Genomic DNA, 17,861 nt, shown 5'->3' with positions numbered 1-17,861 from the left:
GCAAAGCTATAGGCTATCTGTGGGCGTCTTGGAGATCCTCTTGCTCATGAAATTGATAAAAATATGTTTGCCGTATACCGCGAGCGTCGACTCGCTGGAGAGTGGTTAGCAAAGGGGCGAAAAACAGTCAAGGAAGCTACCGTTAACCGTGAGCAGTCATATCTACATGCCGTTTTTTCAGAGATGAAGAGGCTTGGTGAGTGGGAAGGAAATAATCCGCTAGATGGAATTAGACAATTTAAAGAAGGGGAGCAGGAGTTATCATTTCTATATGCTGATGAGATAAAGCGCCTACTGGCTGCCTGTGATGAATCAGAAAATATAAGCTTAGGTATTATGGCTCGTCTTTGCCTAGCTACAGGTGCTCGCTGGGGAGAGGCAGAATCAATGCGTCAATCTCAGGTATTGCCTGGGAAGGTATCGTTTATCAACACTAAAAGTAAAAAAATCGGACAGTGCCTATTTCTGCGCGACTTCAATATTTATTGCCTAAAAATCGCGGACAATTATTTTCATCTGCTTATGATGCATTCAAGCATGCACTCAAGAGAGCTGGCATAAATTTGCCATCTGGACAAAGAACACATGTTCTACGTCACACTTTTAGTAGTCATTTTATGATGGGAGGAGGTAATATATTGGTATTACAACAAATTCTTGGTCATAGCACGATCATGATGACAATGCGGTATGATCATTTTGCACCTGATCACCTTGAGGCAGCATTATCACTTAACCCATTCGATAAATTTTCTTAAAAATCTTCCTAAAAAGTGGCAGCAAAAATTAACAGCGTGCCACAAAACGTAGTCATTATCACTTTGTAACACCATGATTTTAAATAACTTGTTGTTTTTAAAAAGAAGATGAAATTTTTTAAAATCCCTCGGCCTTTGTCTGTACGAGTTCAAGTCTCGTCCCGGGTACCAATTCAACAAGAAAAATAAAAACAAAAAGTTGTATTAAAATTTGATGCCGCCTTGTGCGGTTTTTTTTCGTCTTGACATCCCTTTTGTAATATCATTTCGTAGTATTTTTACTGTCTTGCTGACCACCTGCAACTGGCACTAGTCGGTTTTCTAGCATATCGAGCCGTTTGAATTACATTTTTATGCCCAGGCAGAGATTGTTTTTCGTACAGGCCACCGTCTAAATCGGAGACACCTTTGGCCTTAAAATCATGGAATGTAAAATCTAAATCAAGCTCGGCAAACTGTTTTCAGCTTCGTTTTCTGTTTTCAACCAACGTGTATTGAAACCATCGCGTGTATATCGTGCGCCTGATGATTGGTGTATGACATTAATGTTACTCATGCCATCATCTAATAACGATTCTTTACTCACGGATATGGCCTGTTCAAGTCTCTGGGACCATGTTTTTATTTGCGCTACGCCTGTTTTACTTTGCTGAACCAAAATTTCTTCGCGGGATATTGACTTTTCTATAATGAAAGATAACAGATTGACGCGCGCAACAAAGATATGCCAACTTCATGGTAACTTTCACTAAGGTAGTCGATATTTTGTAGACCGCTTAATATTCCGCGTGAGTTAAATATTATGCGCGCGCGGACTCTTTAAATTGACATACACCCTTGCACGGGTTTACTTTTACTAGGCCGCATTGATAAGAAAATCAAAAAACTCGTGATATGAAGGCTTTTTCTCGATTAGCTTGAGTCCGACTTTTTAGACCTCTTTTATCCAGGTATCGCCTAAGATGTTCAGGTTTGATGTGATCCAGATCTAATTTCCAGAACATAGCAACAACCTTTTCAGCGTATTTTCTATAATCATCCTATGTTTCAATTGCTAATTCAGAAAATTCATCAAATTAAACAACGTTCAACAAGCCCTTCAAACAGTGATGCGTCGCTACGAGTATTATTACATGCCTCATATGCGGACCGAACTTGAGCTGGCGTTGCATTGAAGCCGTATAGTCTAACAGTTCCCCCGGATCGAGGTATAAACTCAAATGCTGACTTACCTCTGCTGACGTGCGGTGGTAGCCAATTATCAGAACTATTCTTTCTTTTTCGCCATATAAGTTTAGCGCTCCGTAGTTCGGTGCAACATATTTCGATATTTCAGTCATATGTTTCTTGCTACAAGGTTCGTTAAAGTACGCCCACGTTGTTCTGGGGCGCCCATCACTGCGAGTTATGAAGAAAACCTCAGCGAATCGCAATATTTCGCATTGCTTTGATGGGATTTTTTACCCTGTTAGTGCTATTAGAACTGCATCGGTAAGAATGTCATTTTCACTTTTCATAGCGTTATTTCATCCCTCTCACCTTTTTACCGCTTAATCGCCTGTAATCAAATGTTCTGCACCCTGCACTTCGAGTCACGCTGCTTCATGACCCGTTCATCGATGGTTGACAAATTGTGAGACCAGATATGGCATTAACATCACGCACGCGACCAGAGCACAAAGATATATGGCGAATGCAGAGCAAAACTACTCCAGGCATTGGCTGCAGAGTTCGGATTCTGCGTTGACAGCGCCGCCGACCATGATAACACCCTTTGTCGTCACTACCTGACCGAAGCGGATGATGCCCTGAATGACGACTGGCACACCCACGGTGCCATTTTTTGCAACCCTCCTTACAGCAATATCATGCCGTGGGTAAAAAGGCCGCCGAGCAATGTGCAATTTCGCAGCAATCTATCATAGCATACTGATCAAAAGGTCAGTTAATTGCTTGGCTGGGGTCCCGGGACCCCACATAATCCCCTCATGCTGCGACAAAAGTGCGCAGGACATGAAGCCTCAACACCTTCTAGTGGATGGGGTTTTTTACGTATTGAATAATAGCTAATAAATTAATAATAAACAACTTAATAATTACCTAATTACTTGAGATCATTATTAATTTCAACTCAATACATTACTTTTCAGCAAATATAAAACCCTCCCCCGGTCACACTGCGCTAAATACGCTGGCAGGAAGTATCGCCAGTGTTCGTAACCGGTCGGTAGACTTTGACAGCAATCCCTCATGCTGGTCGTTAGCTAAGCGCACGCTGGCTCCGTTGCTTAGCAAAATTGTACGAGTCTGTCAGGCCATTCCTGAAGCGTTGGCTGAGCTGACGTCATGCAGGGGACGAGCTAAAAACTACCCATCCAAGCCTGACATTGGTAGCACAAGCCTGATGACAAAAAAGCCCCAAGGGGTAGGTATACTGCGCTATCTCGACCATCTGATTAAAGAGACAGATATCAGTTGGGCAGATATGAATCACGATAACCCTGAGCGCCTGTGTGACCAGGTGGCACGACGCAGCTTCAACCGGACTGTGCTGACGGCAGAGCTTGAAGGCCAGTCTTTTAACGCCTGTACCCAGATGCTAGAGCATCTGGAAGGGAAATACGGCCAGCACCTTCGCGGTGTACTGTATTTCGCTGCCGAGCGGGTAGGGCAGACAGTAGAGGACCCGGTCAAAGTCTCGACCGCCTACAAATACCCCACCTTTCTTGAGGACACCATCACCGCCTTGCACGAGCGTCTGGGGCACGACGATGTGATGGTTGATCCAGGTGCCTATATCCGGGGGTACGGTGAACTGACTTCAAAAAATATCGAGGCATTATCCTCTGTGGGCATTGGCGCCAAGTTGTTAACCTCGAATGCCTGAAAGTATGGCCACCTCGGAACAACCTTTTTCTGACCAGTAGCCGCCCCGGGCGAGGTGGCGCACTAACCTGACGCCCTATATCTGTGAGCCGATGAATTGTCTGACGAAACGAGAATTCGACGCTGTGGAGTTTGTGGGCCCAGCGCGAACGGGGAAAACGCTCGGTCTGATTGATGGCTGGATAATTCACAGCATTGAATGCGATCCGGCGGATATGCTTATGGTGCAGATGACACAAGAAACAGACCAGGGGCATGCTAAAAAGCGACGGGCGCGAACATTTCGTGCCCGTCGCGAAGCAGCACCCCGCTTGAGTACTCAAGGTAACGACAACAATATTCATGATAAGATTTTTCGTGATGGTTCATTAATCAAAATAAGCTGGCCGTCAATGAGTATTTTTCTTCGCCGATTACAAACGGGTCGCACTCACTAATTATGACCGCTTGCCAGCAGACATTGATGGTAGAGGGGTGGCGTTTGCCCTAGCGTCCAAGCGCACCAAGACCTTCATGCCGGCTGGCATGACACTGGTCGAGAGCAAGCTGGGACGTGAAATCACCGATGTCAAATGGCATCGGGAGTTTCCCCATCAGGCACCGTTAAGCTGATTGGTATTGACGTAAACTTGGCAGCAATCCTCGGCCAGCAGGGGATATGTCGGATTTCAATGTTGAGGGGAGGGTACACCGGTAGCGCGGCGCAGAGCGTGCCAGATAGCATTGCTCCATGCCCTGCTGAAATGAAACCCGTTAGCCATGCTCTAAACCAAATGCGTCAAACAGTTAATCTCGTGGTTGGATAATAGCTCGGCGGCTTCGAGTTTATATTGAGGTGGGCGATTACCTCTTTCAGTATTATCTCAGTATTAAAGTAGCAATTTTCCAGCTTAGCGAACACTGCCCATGCCTGATCGGTTTTAAGCTTCTTGGCGTAACGCGCTGCTCCACGTTCTGTCCAGAGTGAAGTAGCTGTATCTCCAGATAAGAGATAGGCTTAAATATATGTCTAACACTAACGCCAATTTTGATATGACCGGGATCCTGTTAGGTCAAGAAGTCCGTAAACGTAAAACTCCTCAGGAAAAAATGGCCATTATTCAGCAGAGGATGGAGCCCGGCATGAATGTCTCCCATCTCGCACGACTGCACGGTATCCAGCCCAGCCTGCTGTTTAAGTGGAAAAAGCAATATCAGGAAGGCAGCCTCACCGCCGTGGCTGCCGGGGAGGACGTTGTTCCTGCCTCTGAGCTTGCAGCTGCATTGAAGCAGGTCCGGGAGCTCCAGCGCCTTCTGGGTAAGAAGACGATGGAGGTTGAGATCCTAAAAGAAGCCGTGGAGTACGGCCAGTCACGAAAATGGATAGCGCACGCGCCCTTGTTGCCAAAGGCCGGGGAATAGCACAGGTCAGCCGCGCCATGAGCGGGTCGCGTGCGCCGCTGTCACTGCGGATTAAGCGTTCTGCCGACTGGCAGGACAGGCGCTGTAACCGGCGTAATGACGAAGCAGACGCTGAAATACTGTCGGACATCCTCGACATCATCAGCGATATGCCCAGCTACGGCTATCGGCGGGTGTGGGGAATCCTGCGTAAACAACGTCGCGCAGAGGGACTGCCGCCGGTAAATGCGAAACGACTTTACAGGATCATGTGTGAGCATAACCTGCTGTTATTACATTGAAAACCAGAGCGGCCGAGGCGTGAGCATAAGGGCAGGATCGCGGTGGCAGAAAGCGATATGCGCTGGTGTTCAGATGGCTTCGAGTTCGGCTGCGACAACGGTGAAAAACTGCGGGTCACGTTCGCACTGGACTGCTGCGACAGAGAGGCCATAGACTGGTCTGCGAGCACTGGAGGCTACGACAGTTCGACCGTGCAGGATGTGATGCTGAGGTCGGTAGAAAAGCGCTTCGGCGACAGGTTACCCGATACAGCGGTGCAGTGGTTGACGGACAACGGTTCAGCGTATACCGCGCATGAAACGCAGAGGTTCGCCAGAGAACTGGATCTGGAGCCCTGCACAACAGCGGTGAGCAGCCCGCAGAGAATGGCCGAACGGTTCGTGAAGACGATGAAGGAAGACTATATCGAGTTCATGCCAAAACCGGATGCGAGAACAGCCCTGCGAAACCTTGCAGCAGCTTTCACGCATTACAATGAAAACCATCCGCACAGCGCGCTGGGATATCACTCTCCGAGAGAATACCGGCGGCATCGGGCTTCGTTAACTTAAGATACAAAAGCTGTACGGAGATGGCGGGGCAAGATCAACGTTCTGTCCAGAGGATGAGACTATGTGTGTGTGTTACAACAGACAGACTTTCTGTCAGTTTGTTTTGTATTATAGAAGCTTATCACCTTCCAGCTTGAAAAAACGCTTACGTTCAATAAATCTTGTAGCATTGCGCTATAAATTTTGCTGGATGCTATCTATTTCCGCGTCCTATAAGATAGCCAATAGTTCGGTGGTAATAACCCGTATATTGCTATGTGTAATATTTGGGGGATGTCAAGAATTATCGAGTACATTTTTGTACCCCTTTCTAGAGGAAACCCGAAAGGCTCGGGGGACCAGGTGCTAGAAACGTGTATGAAGGTAAGCGGGCTTATTCCCATTGCTGGTGGTTTATTCACCCACATTCGGCCAAATCAAAATATGGACACAAAAATACCGCAGCACTAACGGGCGCAGTCTCCGCTTCCAGGGGGTGTTCAGCACCTGAAGGCGCCTATAGCCCCGAACTTCTTTTTTCCTCAAGTCACTTGCAAACCGCTTCATCAAACTGATGGAGGTAACACATGATATGGTACAAAACCGGCATGCTTTCGATAGCGGCCAACGGTAAAAAAGCCACGGGCCACGGCACCCGCTGAGCGGATAAAAAGCAGGGTTTTGGCCCTGGTCAGATGTTGTTGCTGCCCGGCACCGGCTCTGTGGCGCTGTATGAAGTTGCCAGCGTGGTGAGCGATAGAGAACTACCTCCTGGCGGCCGGGCCACCCACAGCACAGCAGTAAAGGTGGCGTCCTATGCTATCGTGTCCTTCAACGGTGGCTCATTCGTGGACTTCGGGCGTGAGCTGTGCCCAGCTTAGCTACTACCCGCGCCAGATGGACGGTGGTTGACAGCCATCTTGAACATCGTCTGCTTATCAATCGAGGTCCTGGTCATCATGGGTAGTTCATTTTCACGGATGACGGTAATACCTAGCCGCGCAGGGGCATTGGGTCAATAACGCCGATCGACGAATTAGAAGCGACATCAAGACATTATAACATGGTCTGGCAAAAGTCGAAACGCTGACGGGCTAAACGTATGTCCTCGCCGGTAAGCGTCAACAGGCGTGATGGCTGATGAACGGGTAGACGTGCTGCCGGAAACCGTGCTCAATTCGGGCGATTACCACCAGCGTGATGACTCGGTTATCAAGGGGGGGAAGCCGTCGTCTACGGCAGCATTTTCGCGTTACTGATCGAGGCGATTAAGGAACAGTCCGCTAAAGTGAAAAGGCAGCTGGCAGAGATAGATGCGCTTAAAGCATAGGTCAGCACGGTGTATGTGGCTCAGAATGTGGATAGCACGGAATAACCCGCCCGCTGGATAAAGTCTTACTCTGGCTGATGAGATGGGGGGTTAATAACTAAACATAAATAGACTATTAGGTAAGCTATGGAAAAATCAATAAACCACGAAGAGCTTGATATGACGTTTAGCACCAGATTAAGAAATAAAAATTTCAACTATAAACAAGATGAAATGCCGACCATGTGTGATTTATTGTCTGCGATAAAGCTAAGAGTTCCAGCGATTCCCATACAACCTGAATCGAAAAAATTGGAAGAAGGAGATGTTTTATATTTACACTATACGGGAAAAGATGAAGGCAATAGAAATTTTTTTAATATAATATACGCCGCAAACAGTGATGCGTTAGCGTTCAATATATTCATTGCAGAGGATGGTCTTGCATATTATAACAACGAAGTATTCGAGCTTAAATATATCAATGGAGATTTTATATTAAATTGTTGCGCCATTGCATTACGGTCACCGAAAAAAAACAAAACCACCTGTGATTCTTTTTCCTCTGTAGACAAAAAATTATTTCCAGTTACAATATATCCTGAAGCTAAGAGAGATGTGGATGACGGTGATATTTTTTCTTGCAATATTGTGGGAAAGAAAGTTCAGGTAGTCATGTTTTCAATATTGTAAAGAAATCATCAAATGAAAGGCTAGGCTACAATATATTTATCATCAAAAATGACAATACTTATAAAGAAAATGATATTGTTAAACTTGAGCGTATAAAGGATGAATTGTATCTAACGCCCTGTCCTTCAGATAAAAGAAGAATTCCCATAACAGGAGTGGCATTCGTAAATATCATTGTTGCTGTAATGGCACAATACGTGGGGATACAAACAGCTATGCTTTTAGGCTCAAATTTATCTCTGGGCCAACTGTATTGCTGTAAAAATATTTTGAAGCTAGTCACGATGAGGAATTCCAACGGAAATATCAATAAGGAAAAAACTTTAGCTTGCACGCTAAAATTAATGGGGATGAGTAATAGCGAGATTTCAGCGTTCGTTGAAGAAGAAATTGATTTTTGTGAAGAACCAGATAGTCTCTTCAATAAAAAAGAAGTTTCTGATGATGAAAGTAGTATTTCCTCTGATGACGTAGCGAGAATGACATTTTCACACTTAACACCTATTCATGAATCGCAAGAAGAATTAGTAAATGCAGTGTTCGGAGAAAATACGGAGTATGATTGTTTTTCTCTTCAGGAAATAAATAAGGCAAAAGATACTTCTGCAATACCACTATATATATTGGAAACAAGATAAATAGTCAACAATGCAATGCATCAAGTTAAAATAATCATTGATAATTTAAATGTTAAGTTGATGAATATGCAAGGCGGGTCAGCATTCAAAAAGTTTATTACAAGTTGTTTTTCACATTTCATTACTAGTGACTTATTACCTGATGTTATTAACTCAATAAAAGATACAGTATCAAAAATAGATATATTTACTAAGAAATCACTTAATGAAGACCATGCGAGTTTCTTTATTTTTTCAACAAAACAAATCAAGCCAGAAGGTTGTGATTATTTTATTTCTGCTAAGGCTGGAAATGAAGAGGGATTTTATAAAATACCAGTAGGGGCAAATTTCTATAATAGTAATAAAGAAGAGTGTATCGCTATATTTTCAGATACGACTTTCTACCGACAGGAAGATCATCCGGAGCCGTTAAAAAAATTCATTGCAGGTGACATAGTGGAAACAATCATTCATGAAATAACACATAGACATGATGTAGCAAACAGTGTAGATCTTATGTATCTCCTACCGGTTAATGGTAAGGGAAATCTACCATCATTATAGCTAGCGTTAAAACAGATAGAAATGTTTACTTCATTTGAAACGATGTACCCTAAATTATCCGATTACTTGAAGTATAATTGTATATTGCATAATATTCCATACAATGAACCCAATATAAGAAGGATATTTTCGAGTCCATCACTACATTGGAGAATTAAGTTATGTAATGCTGACTGTTTAACCATGTATATCAGAGATATTGGGCGATATGCGCTATCGCTGACCTAATTAATATTATTGATTATGATGCTTTAGTCCTCTGCAATATTTTTCTAGCATGCTCAGGTTGTTTAACAAACCAAGAAAAAATGCATAGCGTAAGAGTCGCTAATCATAATTCATAAGCATTGCTAGGCATCTCGACACTATATCTGGGTTAAAGATAATTATTCATTACAAATGTATTGAAAGCTGCGGCCCCATAAAAGTGTCGGGGCGTCGGTCTGTGCCGCGGCACAAACTCGTCGAGTTATGACCTATGTTCGCGGGTTAGAGTATTGATAAGCAGCAAGTGGTAATCTGGTCTGTTGTTAGTAATAAAGCCACCGATTTCAACCATCACGATATTGGCATTTTTGAAATCGACCAGCTGGCGCCTAAGACATGATAAGCGTCATATCCTTCCATTGAGTACCGCTCGCGGCAAGCGTGTTGGCACAGGCCACAGTGATGGTTGCCGGACTGTATGCAACTTCGAGTGACTATGCTGCTACTGACCGGGGTTGCGGCGAATTCATGTTATTGAAGCGTTAATATCGGCTTCATTAAACTTTCGAGAAGATCCATCAGCCCTAAAAATTACGCACCGTCGCGCATTCGCTTTGGTCAGTGTTTGTCGGTATCTGGCATGCTAACAGTTAAATAGCTTAGCAGAGCGACCCATTCCGTGGCACGTTGCATCGCCGACGAATTGGTCTTACATCGTCGGGTACGCTCGTCTGGCATTGCCTCCAGCACACATCCAAACTGGCTACACAAAGGCGTGAAGCCTTAATCAATGTTCAATCAAAAGCGGGCTAAGGTTATATTTTTTCTGTGCATATAAAGAAAGCTCAACGAGTCCCATATTGTTAAACGCTTTGATATTCTGAAAAAACCGGGCAGTTTGTTTAGGCGATTGACCTTTTTTGCCTCTAATGTTCGATTTTTGGCTTATATTACGGCTAGTGGCAGGACAAAGTCGGTGAATAGCACTTTCGCGATAGCCGTCACCGGGAAAAACAAGCAACCTAACACCATGCGATAAAATAATGTGTTCCATTATGCCTCCCTTTAATACTCTTAATAAAATGCACCGATGATGTTACACCGTCCTCATCGCTCGAACAATTGAATATTGCGTCGTGCGTGACTTAGGCACTTCGTTATTCATCCCACACTAATTATCATCATGTTAAAAGAAACAGTTATAAAATGCCTGAAATCAATAATATTCGCGCTAAATGAACCGGGAAGTCTCCTGCGTCAGAATGTTTTCGCGCCGAGGGCCAGATGAGAATGGCAATGTACTGGCGTGAAGACGGTCATCCTCTCAGTTTCCCGCCTGGGGTAATTCACACACGTGCGTGAGTAAAAATAATTGGTAGTATAAACGGCCGCTGGTTCATTTATTTTATGATAAAAAGATAGTTTTTCCTATTCCTGGATTTTTAACGCTGGGTTTAATGGGGCGATATTATACTCGTTTAGTCAACATCGATAATGATCCGAAAGTGATAGGAGGACGTTAATATGGGGTACTCACAGTCGGCGGTTAATGCTATTAAGCATAATCCTTTCACCAATTATAGTAAAAGCCCGCGCCCGACCGCACCGCCGCAGGCGGGGAATAAAAGCGTTGTCGGTACCTGTCGGGAAAACGCTATGTCGCTGGGCAGATAACTATCCGCTTAGTCTGTTATCTATCGCTATGGGGGTGACATGGGTGATAGCGGGTCCCTCTGTTTATGTTTTACCCCTCTGTGCTGCCGCATTAATGATAAGCGCAGGGCGCCTTATCAAACTGCGAGCGGTTCAGACTGGGGATGCCTTATATAGGCAAGAGGGCGTTGATGCCAGGCAAACTTCTGTGCCCTTTGCCGCTTGCTACCCAACGGTTGGTAGAGAGGTCTGTTCGCTGGTGAGTCCGTCAACGTCTGCACCGATGCCACTCAAAAATGCTGCACCCTATGTCCCTGGCTACGTTGGCGCAGGTACAAACGACAATAACAGGGCTTATACTAACGCCGTACCTCAGCACCCATTGCGACGTTAATGGCAGAATGCATGTCAGTGCCATCTCTAGCCCTCTCTCATAAGTTTTGGTCAAAGGATGGGGGAGAAATGGGTAAGCTGTGATTTACCTCTCAAGGCTGGTAGCACGCCGATTCCATCAGGATCCTAAATCGTGGCATGACGACGATAACGACACAGCACGGGAGGGGGGATGAGATTTCGGCGCGGCTGAGTTAACCTCGCCGCCCGGACCGACGTGCAGGCTAAATCAGCGATAAACCCATAAGGGCAATTGTTTATTCTGGCATAAGACGTAAGACCGCCAATGCTTCTAGACTCAAGAGCCTCTATGGCAACAAGTGTTATAGTATTGGCGCTGAAGGGCAACACCGGGTGACCAAAGGCGGGCTGGCCTGATACAAAGGATTGTTAAAGCAAAAGACACGCGAGGCGTAACCCCTAGCCCGATGCTCCATCCCGGGCTGGCACGGTAACTTTCTGATTACCAGAAAAATTCAACCCCTTCTTTGAAGATTTTCTTAGGCATATAATTTTTGAGCGCGGTGGCACGGCAGTATTCATTAAGTTGCGACAGCGAGTGGACGCTGATTTTACTGTAAATGCCGGCTAGCCTGGTTTCAGGCGCCTTCGATGACAAAAATAATCTTTCCGCGATTTCTTTTTTGCTTAAATCCTGTCTGGCATAGAAAATAATATCCAGTTCGCTCTCGGTAAAGGTGGCATCAGGCGGCGTCAGCGTAATGACCGAAGGTTTGATGTTATCAAAAAACTCTGATACGGATAATAGCTTAAATTTCTGGATATAATAGGCAGTGCCCAATATTTCACCATGTTTATTATTAATGAAAAATTTCGGGCAATAATATGGCTCCATCACGGCGTGGCGGCCATAATAAGATGTTGTGACGATGTCCGCCACGGTGCGGCTCTGTTCCGCCGCCCGGTCCTGTGTCTGGAAATCTGGCGCCAGCTCCGACCAGGCGCAGTGGGACTCCTCATCCCGTCGTCCCTCAAAATCAAAGCCGCTAGGGATATTCAAAAAATCGAGGCTGGCCTTATTCAAATAAACGAACTTGGACTCTTTGTTTTTTATTCCACAAGGGATCGATGCATGCTCCATTATGGCGATAAGGGGAATGTGGTTCAAGGTGTGTAGTGTTAAACTGCCGGAGACTGGATCATTGAGACTACCCATGATTGCTATTCCTATATAATGAAATGTCAGTTTAAGAAAACCTCTGGCCGGTGACTCAGAAAATTACATAATTTAGGTGGCGGGTAAAAAGTAATTCCTTCCCAATAAACGGTGGTTCGTCAACATACTTGCATTAATAAAAACGTGGCATACTAGTATCGGTGGCGAGTCAATTCATCTCTAGTGGGCAAGGGATCCAGCCTGCTGCCATCATCGTTAAGTCGGGTCGGTCGTTACCCGTTGTCTAAGTGCTGACAAAACGCCGCACCGGTCGGACTCTCATGCAGGCGCAAACGCCTGGAACATGCATTTTCTTCATTAATAGCGCAGATAAAATCTTTTGGACGGCATCCGCGGTGATACGTCTAGTCCTAAGGCCGTCTGCCTCATTAGCTTCAGTAGCTTTTCCGCGTTGCAAAGAGCGTGGTAGGCCGTGATTGGCCGTTTGCGGTTGTTTGAGCGATAAAACACCGTGGCAGGCTCCCCCTTTCTGGCCGGGGAAGCCGGAGGCTAAAGCCCTTCATTGAAAAAATCGTCTTGTTTACTGTTGGTTTATGTTCAACCTGATGTAAGGCTGTGAATAATTATTTTATTGATAATCCGTTTAATTATTCTGAGTACCACAATAGTTTTTCGTTTGGATACTCCATTATGTCCCATTCCGTTGTGCAGAAAATTGATGGTTATCCGCAAAGCGGATTGAGCCTATTTTGGGCGCTCTTCTCGGGTGTATGTAGACCAGGGGAAATCTGGGATAACACTAAATTTCGCCTGAAATTCTTATTGCGAACGCTGATTAATCCGGCGGTGACGCTGCGTTATTTGCAGTGCGTCGCGACCGACTCGCAATTGCGCCACGCGGCGCTGGCGCAAAATACGCTGCCCGCGAAAATCCATCGCCCCTATCTTTTTGCCGCCTTGCCGGTAGCGGCGCGCGCTCGGGCTATTCTTGAGCACTACACCTTTGTCAAAACGCTGTCATGTTTGCCGCTGCTGCAGGCGTTGACCGTGCCTGCGGCAACCCGGTTATGCGTCCTGGATGGCAAAAACGGCGAGCAACTCGAAATCAAATTAAGTATGAGCCGCTTCGAGCGTGAATGGGAGGCGACGTTGACCATTCACGGCGATAAAGGACGTTTGGCTTCGCTTACCTTCTCTATCGTAAGGTATCAGGAAAAACAAACGCTGTTTATAGGCGGCTTGCAGGGCGCCAGTCGCAACACTTCGCATAATGTCATCAAAGAAGCGACCAAAGCTTGCCATGGTTTATTCCCCAAACGACTCTTGGTAGAAATGATACAGCTCATCAATGGTGATATTAAGGCGCAGCAGATTATCGCAGTCGGTGATAAAAGCCATGTTTTCCAAAGCGCACGCTATCGCAGTAGTAAGCAAAACGTATTTTTTGCTCATTACGATGAATTTTGGGCGTCGGTGGAAGGGCTACCTATGGCAGGCGGGCTTTACGCGTTGCCGCAGAGGATAACCCGCAAGGCCATGGACGAGCTGCCCAGTAAAAAACGCGCCGAATATCGCAGGCGCTACGCTCTGCTGGAGGACATGCGGACGCAGTTCGATGCGTTTATTCATAGCCAGAGCGGCATGAAGGCGCCCGCCCGGACGCCGCAGATGTGCGATTGGCAAGTTGATTCAGAAAGCCTCTTTTGCCGCGCGCTGAAGGCGAAAGCCGCCAGCGCGCGGTGGCGGCGGCCTGCCGCGCCGGTACCGAGTTTATAGCGTTAGTAGCGCGCTGAGTCTGTCGTCGTTCAGGGTGGGTAAGAATTCGATTATGTCGTAGTCCGCGACAGCGCTGAACGGATCCTCTGCCAAAATCCGCTCCAACTCATCCCGTGCCACGCGGCTGGCGAAAATGACGCCACCCGTGCGGGGGATCTTACGGCCGGCGGCGACGAAAATACCTTCGGCAAAATACGTCTTTAGCCAATTCATATGGCCTTCCTGCAGGGCGGTAACCTGCGCCATGGGCTGGTTATAGCGCAACGTAATCAGAAACATGGGTCACTCCGGTTGAACACGATGCCACAAGCATACCTTGCCAGGCGGCCGTTACCGTCATCATTTTTTTCACCATAGTAGAGACTTGCGTAGCAAGGCGACGGCGCGGGGAAATCCACGACGGTGATAAAACGCCTCAGGGGTGGGATTACTGCAAGAGAGTGTTGTTGGGAGCCGGCGTTTCGCCCTCCCTGACGCGACGGATGCGCCAGGGAGGCGGGGGAGCCTGGTCGGGGCGGGCGGGCGACCTTTCGCGATTACTGCGCGCTTTGACCGTCGCCACCGGCAGCCGGTGTGGCCTGCTCGATGGGGGCGGCAACGGCATCAGTTTGCGCCGGCGCGGTGTTGCCTACCGGGACCGCGGCACCGCTTTGCTCGGGCACGCTGGTCCGCAGGGTGACCGGTGCGGCATTGCCCTGCTGCGCCTGCTCGGTGTCGGGACCTTCGGTAATGGTACGCTCATCAACCGGCTGAACCTGTACCGTAGCGGTTTGGCTACTGTCGACCTGCGCGATGATGTTCTCCGGCATGCCGGAGCGACGCTGCAAGGCCTGGTCGACGGTACCCTGGTTTACGCTGGGATCCACCAGCACATGGCTGACGTTGACGGGCAGATTAATCGGTACCGGCTCGTTGGAGTTGAATTGCTCTTCGGTGGCGGAGAGTGGGTTGTGCACTTCCAGATAACGCGAGCCGTCCGGTTCGATGGTGGCTTTTACCGGTTCATTGATGAACTGAACCCGCGTGCCGACCGGCACATGATCAAACAGATATTTGATGTCGTCGGCGCGCAAACGCACACAGCCGTGGCTCACGCGCAGGCCGATACCGAAGTTGGCGTTGGTGCTGTGGACCGCATACAGGCGGCCGACGTAGAGCGCATACAACCCCATCGGATTATCCGGGCCGGCGGGAAATACTTCCGGCAGCGTTTCACCGCGCTCGGCATATTCCGCATGCATGGCTTTGGTCGGCGTCCAGGTGGGGCCATCTTTTTTACGCTGCACCGAGGTCACCCAGTTGGAGGGGGTGTCTTTACCCAGCTCGCCAATACCAATGGGCAACACGATGACCGTATTGGTGCCTTTCGGGTAATAATACAACCGCATTTCGGCACTATTGATCACAATGCCCTCATGCGGGGTGTCCGGCAAAATCAGCTGCTGCGGAATGATCATCTCGGTGCCGGCGGCCGGTAGATAGGACATCCACGCCTGGATTGGCTTCAAGCATGTTGCTCAGTCCCATTTGGAACTGTGCGGCAAAATGTTCCAGTGGAAGCCTGTTCCCCTCGGGAACGATGATTTGCAGATTTTCCCCCACCAGGCGGCTTTTACCTTCCGGCAGCGGATAGACAACGGCGAAGGCGGACTGACTGTAAACAGCCATTGCCAATACCATGCTACAGAACGCGCGAATTTTCATTTTCATAAAGTGTCAGATGTTATCGCCTTGCAGGCTGTCAATGAGTGTTTACCCGGCAAAGAGTGCCGGAGGTGCATTATAGGTGCTCAATCCCCGGCGTGGAAAGAGTAAGTGTAACCGAAACGGTAACGGTCTGCTCTGCGTATACGCGAATCAACGCATGCTGTGATAATCTGTGAGGGTGACTGCGTCAAAAAAAGGAGCGCGAATGAAACGGCTCGATTGCGATCGCATGCTGGTGGCGGTACTGGAGATTGGGAGTTTTGCCGCCGCCGCCGTTCGTCTCGGCACCAGTAGTGGCCAGGCGTCGAAAATGATTTCGCGTCTGGAAGCCGATCTGGGCGTGCAGCTAATCAAGCGGACCACCCGCGCATTGTCGCCAACCGAAGTAGGCCAAGCTTATTATCAGCGGATCAAGATCTTGCTCGATGAGCTGGATGCGCTGGACGCTTCGGTGCGCAGCGCCGCCGACGCGCCGTCGGGGCGACTCAAACTGACCTCTTCTATTTCCTTCGGCGCCCGGCAATTGGCGCCGGTGCTAGTCGATTTCGCCCGCCAGTATCCGGCAATTATTCTCGATGTTGATTTCTCGGATATCAGATGGTCAATCTGGTCGATGAGGGCTATGACATCGCTCTGCGCATCGGCCGACTGGACGACAGCAGTTTGGTTGCCGCAAACTCTGTGATGTGCGTATCGTGCTGGCGGCCTCGCCGGACTACCTGTTACGCCGTGGCGAACCGATGCAGCCTTCCGATCTGCGTTTTCATGACTGTATCGTTGATACCAATTTTCGCGATCCTAACTGGCAATTTGGCGCTAACGGCGCCGATGGCGCGGTGTCGATAACCATCAATGGCCGGCTGCATTTCGCCAACGCCGACGCCTGCTTGTGCGCCGCGATGTCCGGCCTGGGCATTACCCGTATTCCTTCGTTTATTTGCGGTGAGCATTTTCGCAGCGGGAAATGACGCCGCTCGGTCTGTATGCCATCTATCCGCCGGCACGTCATCTGGCGACCAAGGTACGCGCGCTGGTGGATTATCTCGCGAACCGATTCCGCGGTCAGCCGGCCTGGGATCAAGGCTGGTAAGGAATTGCTTCCATAATGGAAATTAATAACCTCTGACAGGGAGGATTATCATCTTATCGGCATCACGGTATCTTGCGAAATATGAACGCTGCCATAGGCTTGCGCGCCTGATTGTCGCAGATAAAGGTGCCGGAGGTTCCTCTTCCGGCCAGCAAGGGCGGAAAAAACGAGCGGCATTGACCCGGTGGCTTCGGCGTTGGTGATACTGGATTTGTAATGGTAAGAAATACGTGATGAACAATAGCCTGATTATTCTTTTGCACGGCGTAGGCAGCAGCGGTGATGACTTACTCCCTCTGGCGTAAGCCTGGAAGCACCCGTTACCCGACAGTGAATTTGCTTCTCCCGATGCGCCGACGCATTCCGATTTTGGTCAAGACTATCAGTGGTTCAGCGTTGTAGGCGTCACGGAAGAAAATCGGCTGCGGCGCATTCAGGCGGCGCGTGCCGCGTTTGATGATACGTTGGCGCAGGTGATGGCGGCCCGCGGGATCGCCAGGCAACCGGAAAAGGTGGTGTTAGTAGGGTTTTCCCAAGGCGCGACCATGGCTTTGGATGCAATCGCTTCCGGCCGCTGGCCGGTGGCGGGAGTCGTGGCTTTCTAAGGTAGGCTGGCAACGCCGTTACCGCTCAGGCCTGCGGCACGGACGTCGGTGTTACTGCTGCACGGTGGGCAGGACGATGTCATTCCCGCGAGCGAAAGTCCGCTGGCCGCCCGACTGTTGACCGCCGTGGGCATGAGAGCGACGGCGAAAATATTTCCGGGCTTGGGCCATACTCTCTCACCTGAGGGTATTCTGCTCGCCGGGCGTTTTATTGCCCAGACGTTAATCAGAGAGCTGTAGAGCGCCCTG

At 48.2% G+C, this 17,861-nt stretch carries 13 protein-coding genes and 6 pseudogenes; 14 read left to right on the top strand and 5 right to left on the bottom strand.

The annotated features are described in order from the left end of the window. Positions 1-12 precede the first annotated feature (12 nt). From JZM24_RS00200 to JZM24_RS00180, 4 genes and pseudogenes are all read left to right on the top strand, one after another. Positions 13-758, top strand: a pseudogene (locus tag JZM24_RS00200) (phage integrase); the annotation flags it as partial. Positions 759-2,476: 1,718 nt separating this feature from the next. Then, positions 2,477-2,683: a DNA N-6-adenine-methyltransferase gene (locus JZM24_RS00190; RefSeq protein ID WP_376775498.1), complete on the top strand. Its 207-nt coding sequence runs from the start codon at positions 2,477-2,479 to the stop codon at positions 2,681-2,683. A 479-nt stretch (positions 2,684-3,162) separates the two neighbouring features. Continuing rightward, positions 3,163-3,645, top strand: coding sequence for a hypothetical protein (locus JZM24_RS00185; RefSeq protein WP_215668173.1), 483 nt, complete (start codon positions 3,163-3,165; stop codon positions 3,643-3,645). A gap of 55 nt (positions 3,646-3,700) precedes the next feature. Beyond that, a pseudogene (locus JZM24_RS00180) lies at positions 3,701-4,247 on the top strand (phage terminase large subunit family protein); the annotation flags it as partial. Between the two features lie 265 nt (positions 4,248-4,512). On the opposite strand, the pseudogene JZM24_RS19045 reads toward JZM24_RS00180, so the two are convergent. After that, a pseudogene (locus JZM24_RS19045) lies at positions 4,513-4,611 on the bottom strand (hypothetical protein); the annotation flags it as partial. A gap of 65 nt (positions 4,612-4,676) precedes the next feature. On the opposite strand from JZM24_RS19045, the pseudogene JZM24_RS00175 reads away from it, so the two are divergent. The 5 genes and pseudogenes from JZM24_RS00175 to JZM24_RS00160 all read left to right on the top strand — a co-directional run bounded on the left by JZM24_RS00175 (position 4,677) and on the right by JZM24_RS00160 (position 9,043). Continuing rightward, positions 4,677-5,878: pseudogene (locus tag JZM24_RS00175) on the top strand (IS3 family transposase). 1,109 nt (positions 5,879-6,987) lie between these two features. Continuing rightward, a complete protein-coding gene (locus JZM24_RS19040) occupies positions 6,988-7,116 on the top strand; it encodes a hypothetical protein (RefSeq protein ID WP_281418172.1) in 129 nt (42 codons plus the stop codon). A 197-nt stretch (positions 7,117-7,313) separates the two neighbouring features. After that, complete coding sequence (locus JZM24_RS00170) at positions 7,314-7,859, top strand: hypothetical protein (protein WP_215668172.1); 546 nt, start codon at positions 7,314-7,316, stop codon at positions 7,857-7,859. After that, positions 7,808-8,497 (top strand): hypothetical protein, encoded by a 690-nt coding sequence (locus tag JZM24_RS00165; protein WP_215668171.1) that lies wholly within the window; start codon positions 7,808-7,810, stop codon positions 8,495-8,497. Before JZM24_RS00170 ends, JZM24_RS00165 begins: the two co-directional genes overlap by 52 nt. A gap of 15 nt (positions 8,498-8,512) precedes the next feature. Then, positions 8,513-9,043, top strand: coding sequence for a hypothetical protein (locus JZM24_RS00160; RefSeq protein WP_215668170.1), 531 nt, complete (start codon positions 8,513-8,515; stop codon positions 9,041-9,043). Between the two features lie 994 nt (positions 9,044-10,037). Here the strand turns inward: JZM24_RS00160 and JZM24_RS00155 are convergent. After that, positions 10,038-10,304, bottom strand: a complete 267-nt coding sequence (locus JZM24_RS00155) for a hypothetical protein (RefSeq protein WP_215668169.1) — start codon at positions 10,302-10,304, stop codon at positions 10,038-10,040. Positions 10,305-11,759: 1,455 nt separating this feature from the next. Beyond that, positions 11,760-12,473, bottom strand: a complete 714-nt coding sequence (locus JZM24_RS00150) for a helix-turn-helix transcriptional regulator (protein ID WP_215668168.1) — start codon at positions 12,471-12,473, stop codon at positions 11,760-11,762. Between the two features lie 651 nt (positions 12,474-13,124). Here JZM24_RS00150 and JZM24_RS00145 point away from each other — a divergent pair. Continuing rightward, a complete protein-coding gene (locus JZM24_RS00145; RefSeq protein ID WP_281418171.1) occupies positions 13,125-14,210 on the top strand; it encodes a VirK/YbjX family protein in 1,086 nt (361 codons plus the stop codon). On the opposite strand, the gene JZM24_RS00140 is transcribed toward JZM24_RS00145, so the two are convergent. Both JZM24_RS00140 and JZM24_RS00135 read right to left on the bottom strand, forming a co-directional pair. Beyond that, positions 14,205-14,489, bottom strand: a complete 285-nt coding sequence (locus JZM24_RS00140; protein ID WP_215668166.1) for a YciI family protein — start codon at positions 14,487-14,489, stop codon at positions 14,205-14,207. The genes JZM24_RS00145 and JZM24_RS00140 overlap by 6 nt on opposite strands. 257 nt (positions 14,490-14,746) lie before the next feature. Beyond that, a pseudogene (locus JZM24_RS00135) lies at positions 14,747-15,920 on the bottom strand (L,D-transpeptidase family protein). 202 nt (positions 15,921-16,122) lie between these two features. Here JZM24_RS00135 and JZM24_RS19325 point away from each other — a divergent pair. From JZM24_RS19325 to JZM24_RS00125, 4 genes and pseudogenes are all read left to right on the top strand, one after another. Beyond that, on the top strand, positions 16,123-16,602 hold the full coding sequence (locus JZM24_RS19325) for a LysR family transcriptional regulator (RefSeq protein WP_312884843.1): 480 nt from the start codon (positions 16,123-16,125) through the stop codon (positions 16,600-16,602). Between the two features lies 1 nt (position 16,603). Further along, a complete protein-coding gene (locus JZM24_RS19320) occupies positions 16,604-16,885 on the top strand; it encodes a LysR substrate-binding domain-containing protein (protein WP_312884842.1) in 282 nt (93 codons plus the stop codon). Continuing rightward, positions 16,882-17,007 carry a hypothetical protein gene (locus tag JZM24_RS19315; RefSeq protein ID WP_312884841.1) on the top strand — a complete coding sequence of 42 codons (126 nt, stop codon included), beginning with the start codon at positions 16,882-16,884 and terminating at the stop codon, positions 17,005-17,007. Before JZM24_RS19320 ends, JZM24_RS19315 begins: the two co-directional genes overlap by 4 nt. 323 nt (positions 17,008-17,330) lie before the next feature. Next, positions 17,331-17,852: pseudogene (locus tag JZM24_RS00125) on the top strand (alpha/beta hydrolase); the annotation flags it as partial. Positions 17,853-17,861 lie beyond the last annotated feature (9 nt).

It is taken from the genome of Candidatus Sodalis endolongispinus (genome assembly GCF_018777395.1).
GTDB classification, from domain to species: domain Bacteria; phylum Pseudomonadota; class Gammaproteobacteria; order Enterobacterales; family Enterobacteriaceae; genus Sodalis_B; species Sodalis_B endolongispinus.
The sequence above is the reverse complement of the archived record's forward strand: the minus strand, read 5'-3'. Positions and strand labels throughout refer to the sequence as shown.

What these genes read in the sequence shown, in the direction of transcription:
- JZM24_RS00185 (WP_215668173.1), top strand. Translation starts at nt 3,163, where the DNA reads ATGACAAAAAAGCCCCAAGGGGTAGGTATACTGCGCTATCTCGACCAT.
- JZM24_RS00170 (WP_215668172.1), top strand. Translation starts at nt 7,314, where the DNA reads ATGGAAAAATCAATAAACCACGAAGAGCTTGATATGACGTTTAGCACC.
- JZM24_RS00160 (WP_215668170.1), top strand. Translation starts at nt 8,513, where the DNA reads ATGCATCAAGTTAAAATAATCATTGATAATTTAAATGTTAAGTTGATG.
- JZM24_RS00155 (WP_215668169.1), bottom strand. Translation starts at nt 10,304, where the DNA reads ATGGAACACATTATTTTATCGCATGGTGTTAGGTTGCTTGTTTTTCCC.
- JZM24_RS00150 (WP_215668168.1), bottom strand. Translation starts at nt 12,473, where the DNA reads ATGGGTAGTCTCAATGATCCAGTCTCCGGCAGTTTAACACTACACACC.
- JZM24_RS00145 (WP_281418171.1), top strand. Translation starts at nt 13,125, where the DNA reads ATGTCCCATTCCGTTGTGCAGAAAATTGATGGTTATCCGCAAAGCGGA.
- JZM24_RS00140 (WP_215668166.1), bottom strand. Translation starts at nt 14,489, where the DNA reads ATGTTTCTGATTACGTTGCGCTATAACCAGCCCATGGCGCAGGTTACC.
- JZM24_RS19325 (WP_312884843.1), top strand. Translation starts at nt 16,123, where the DNA reads ATGAAACGGCTCGATTGCGATCGCATGCTGGTGGCGGTACTGGAGATT.
- JZM24_RS19315 (WP_312884841.1), top strand. Translation starts at nt 16,882, where the DNA reads ATGACGCCGCTCGGTCTGTATGCCATCTATCCGCCGGCACGTCATCTG.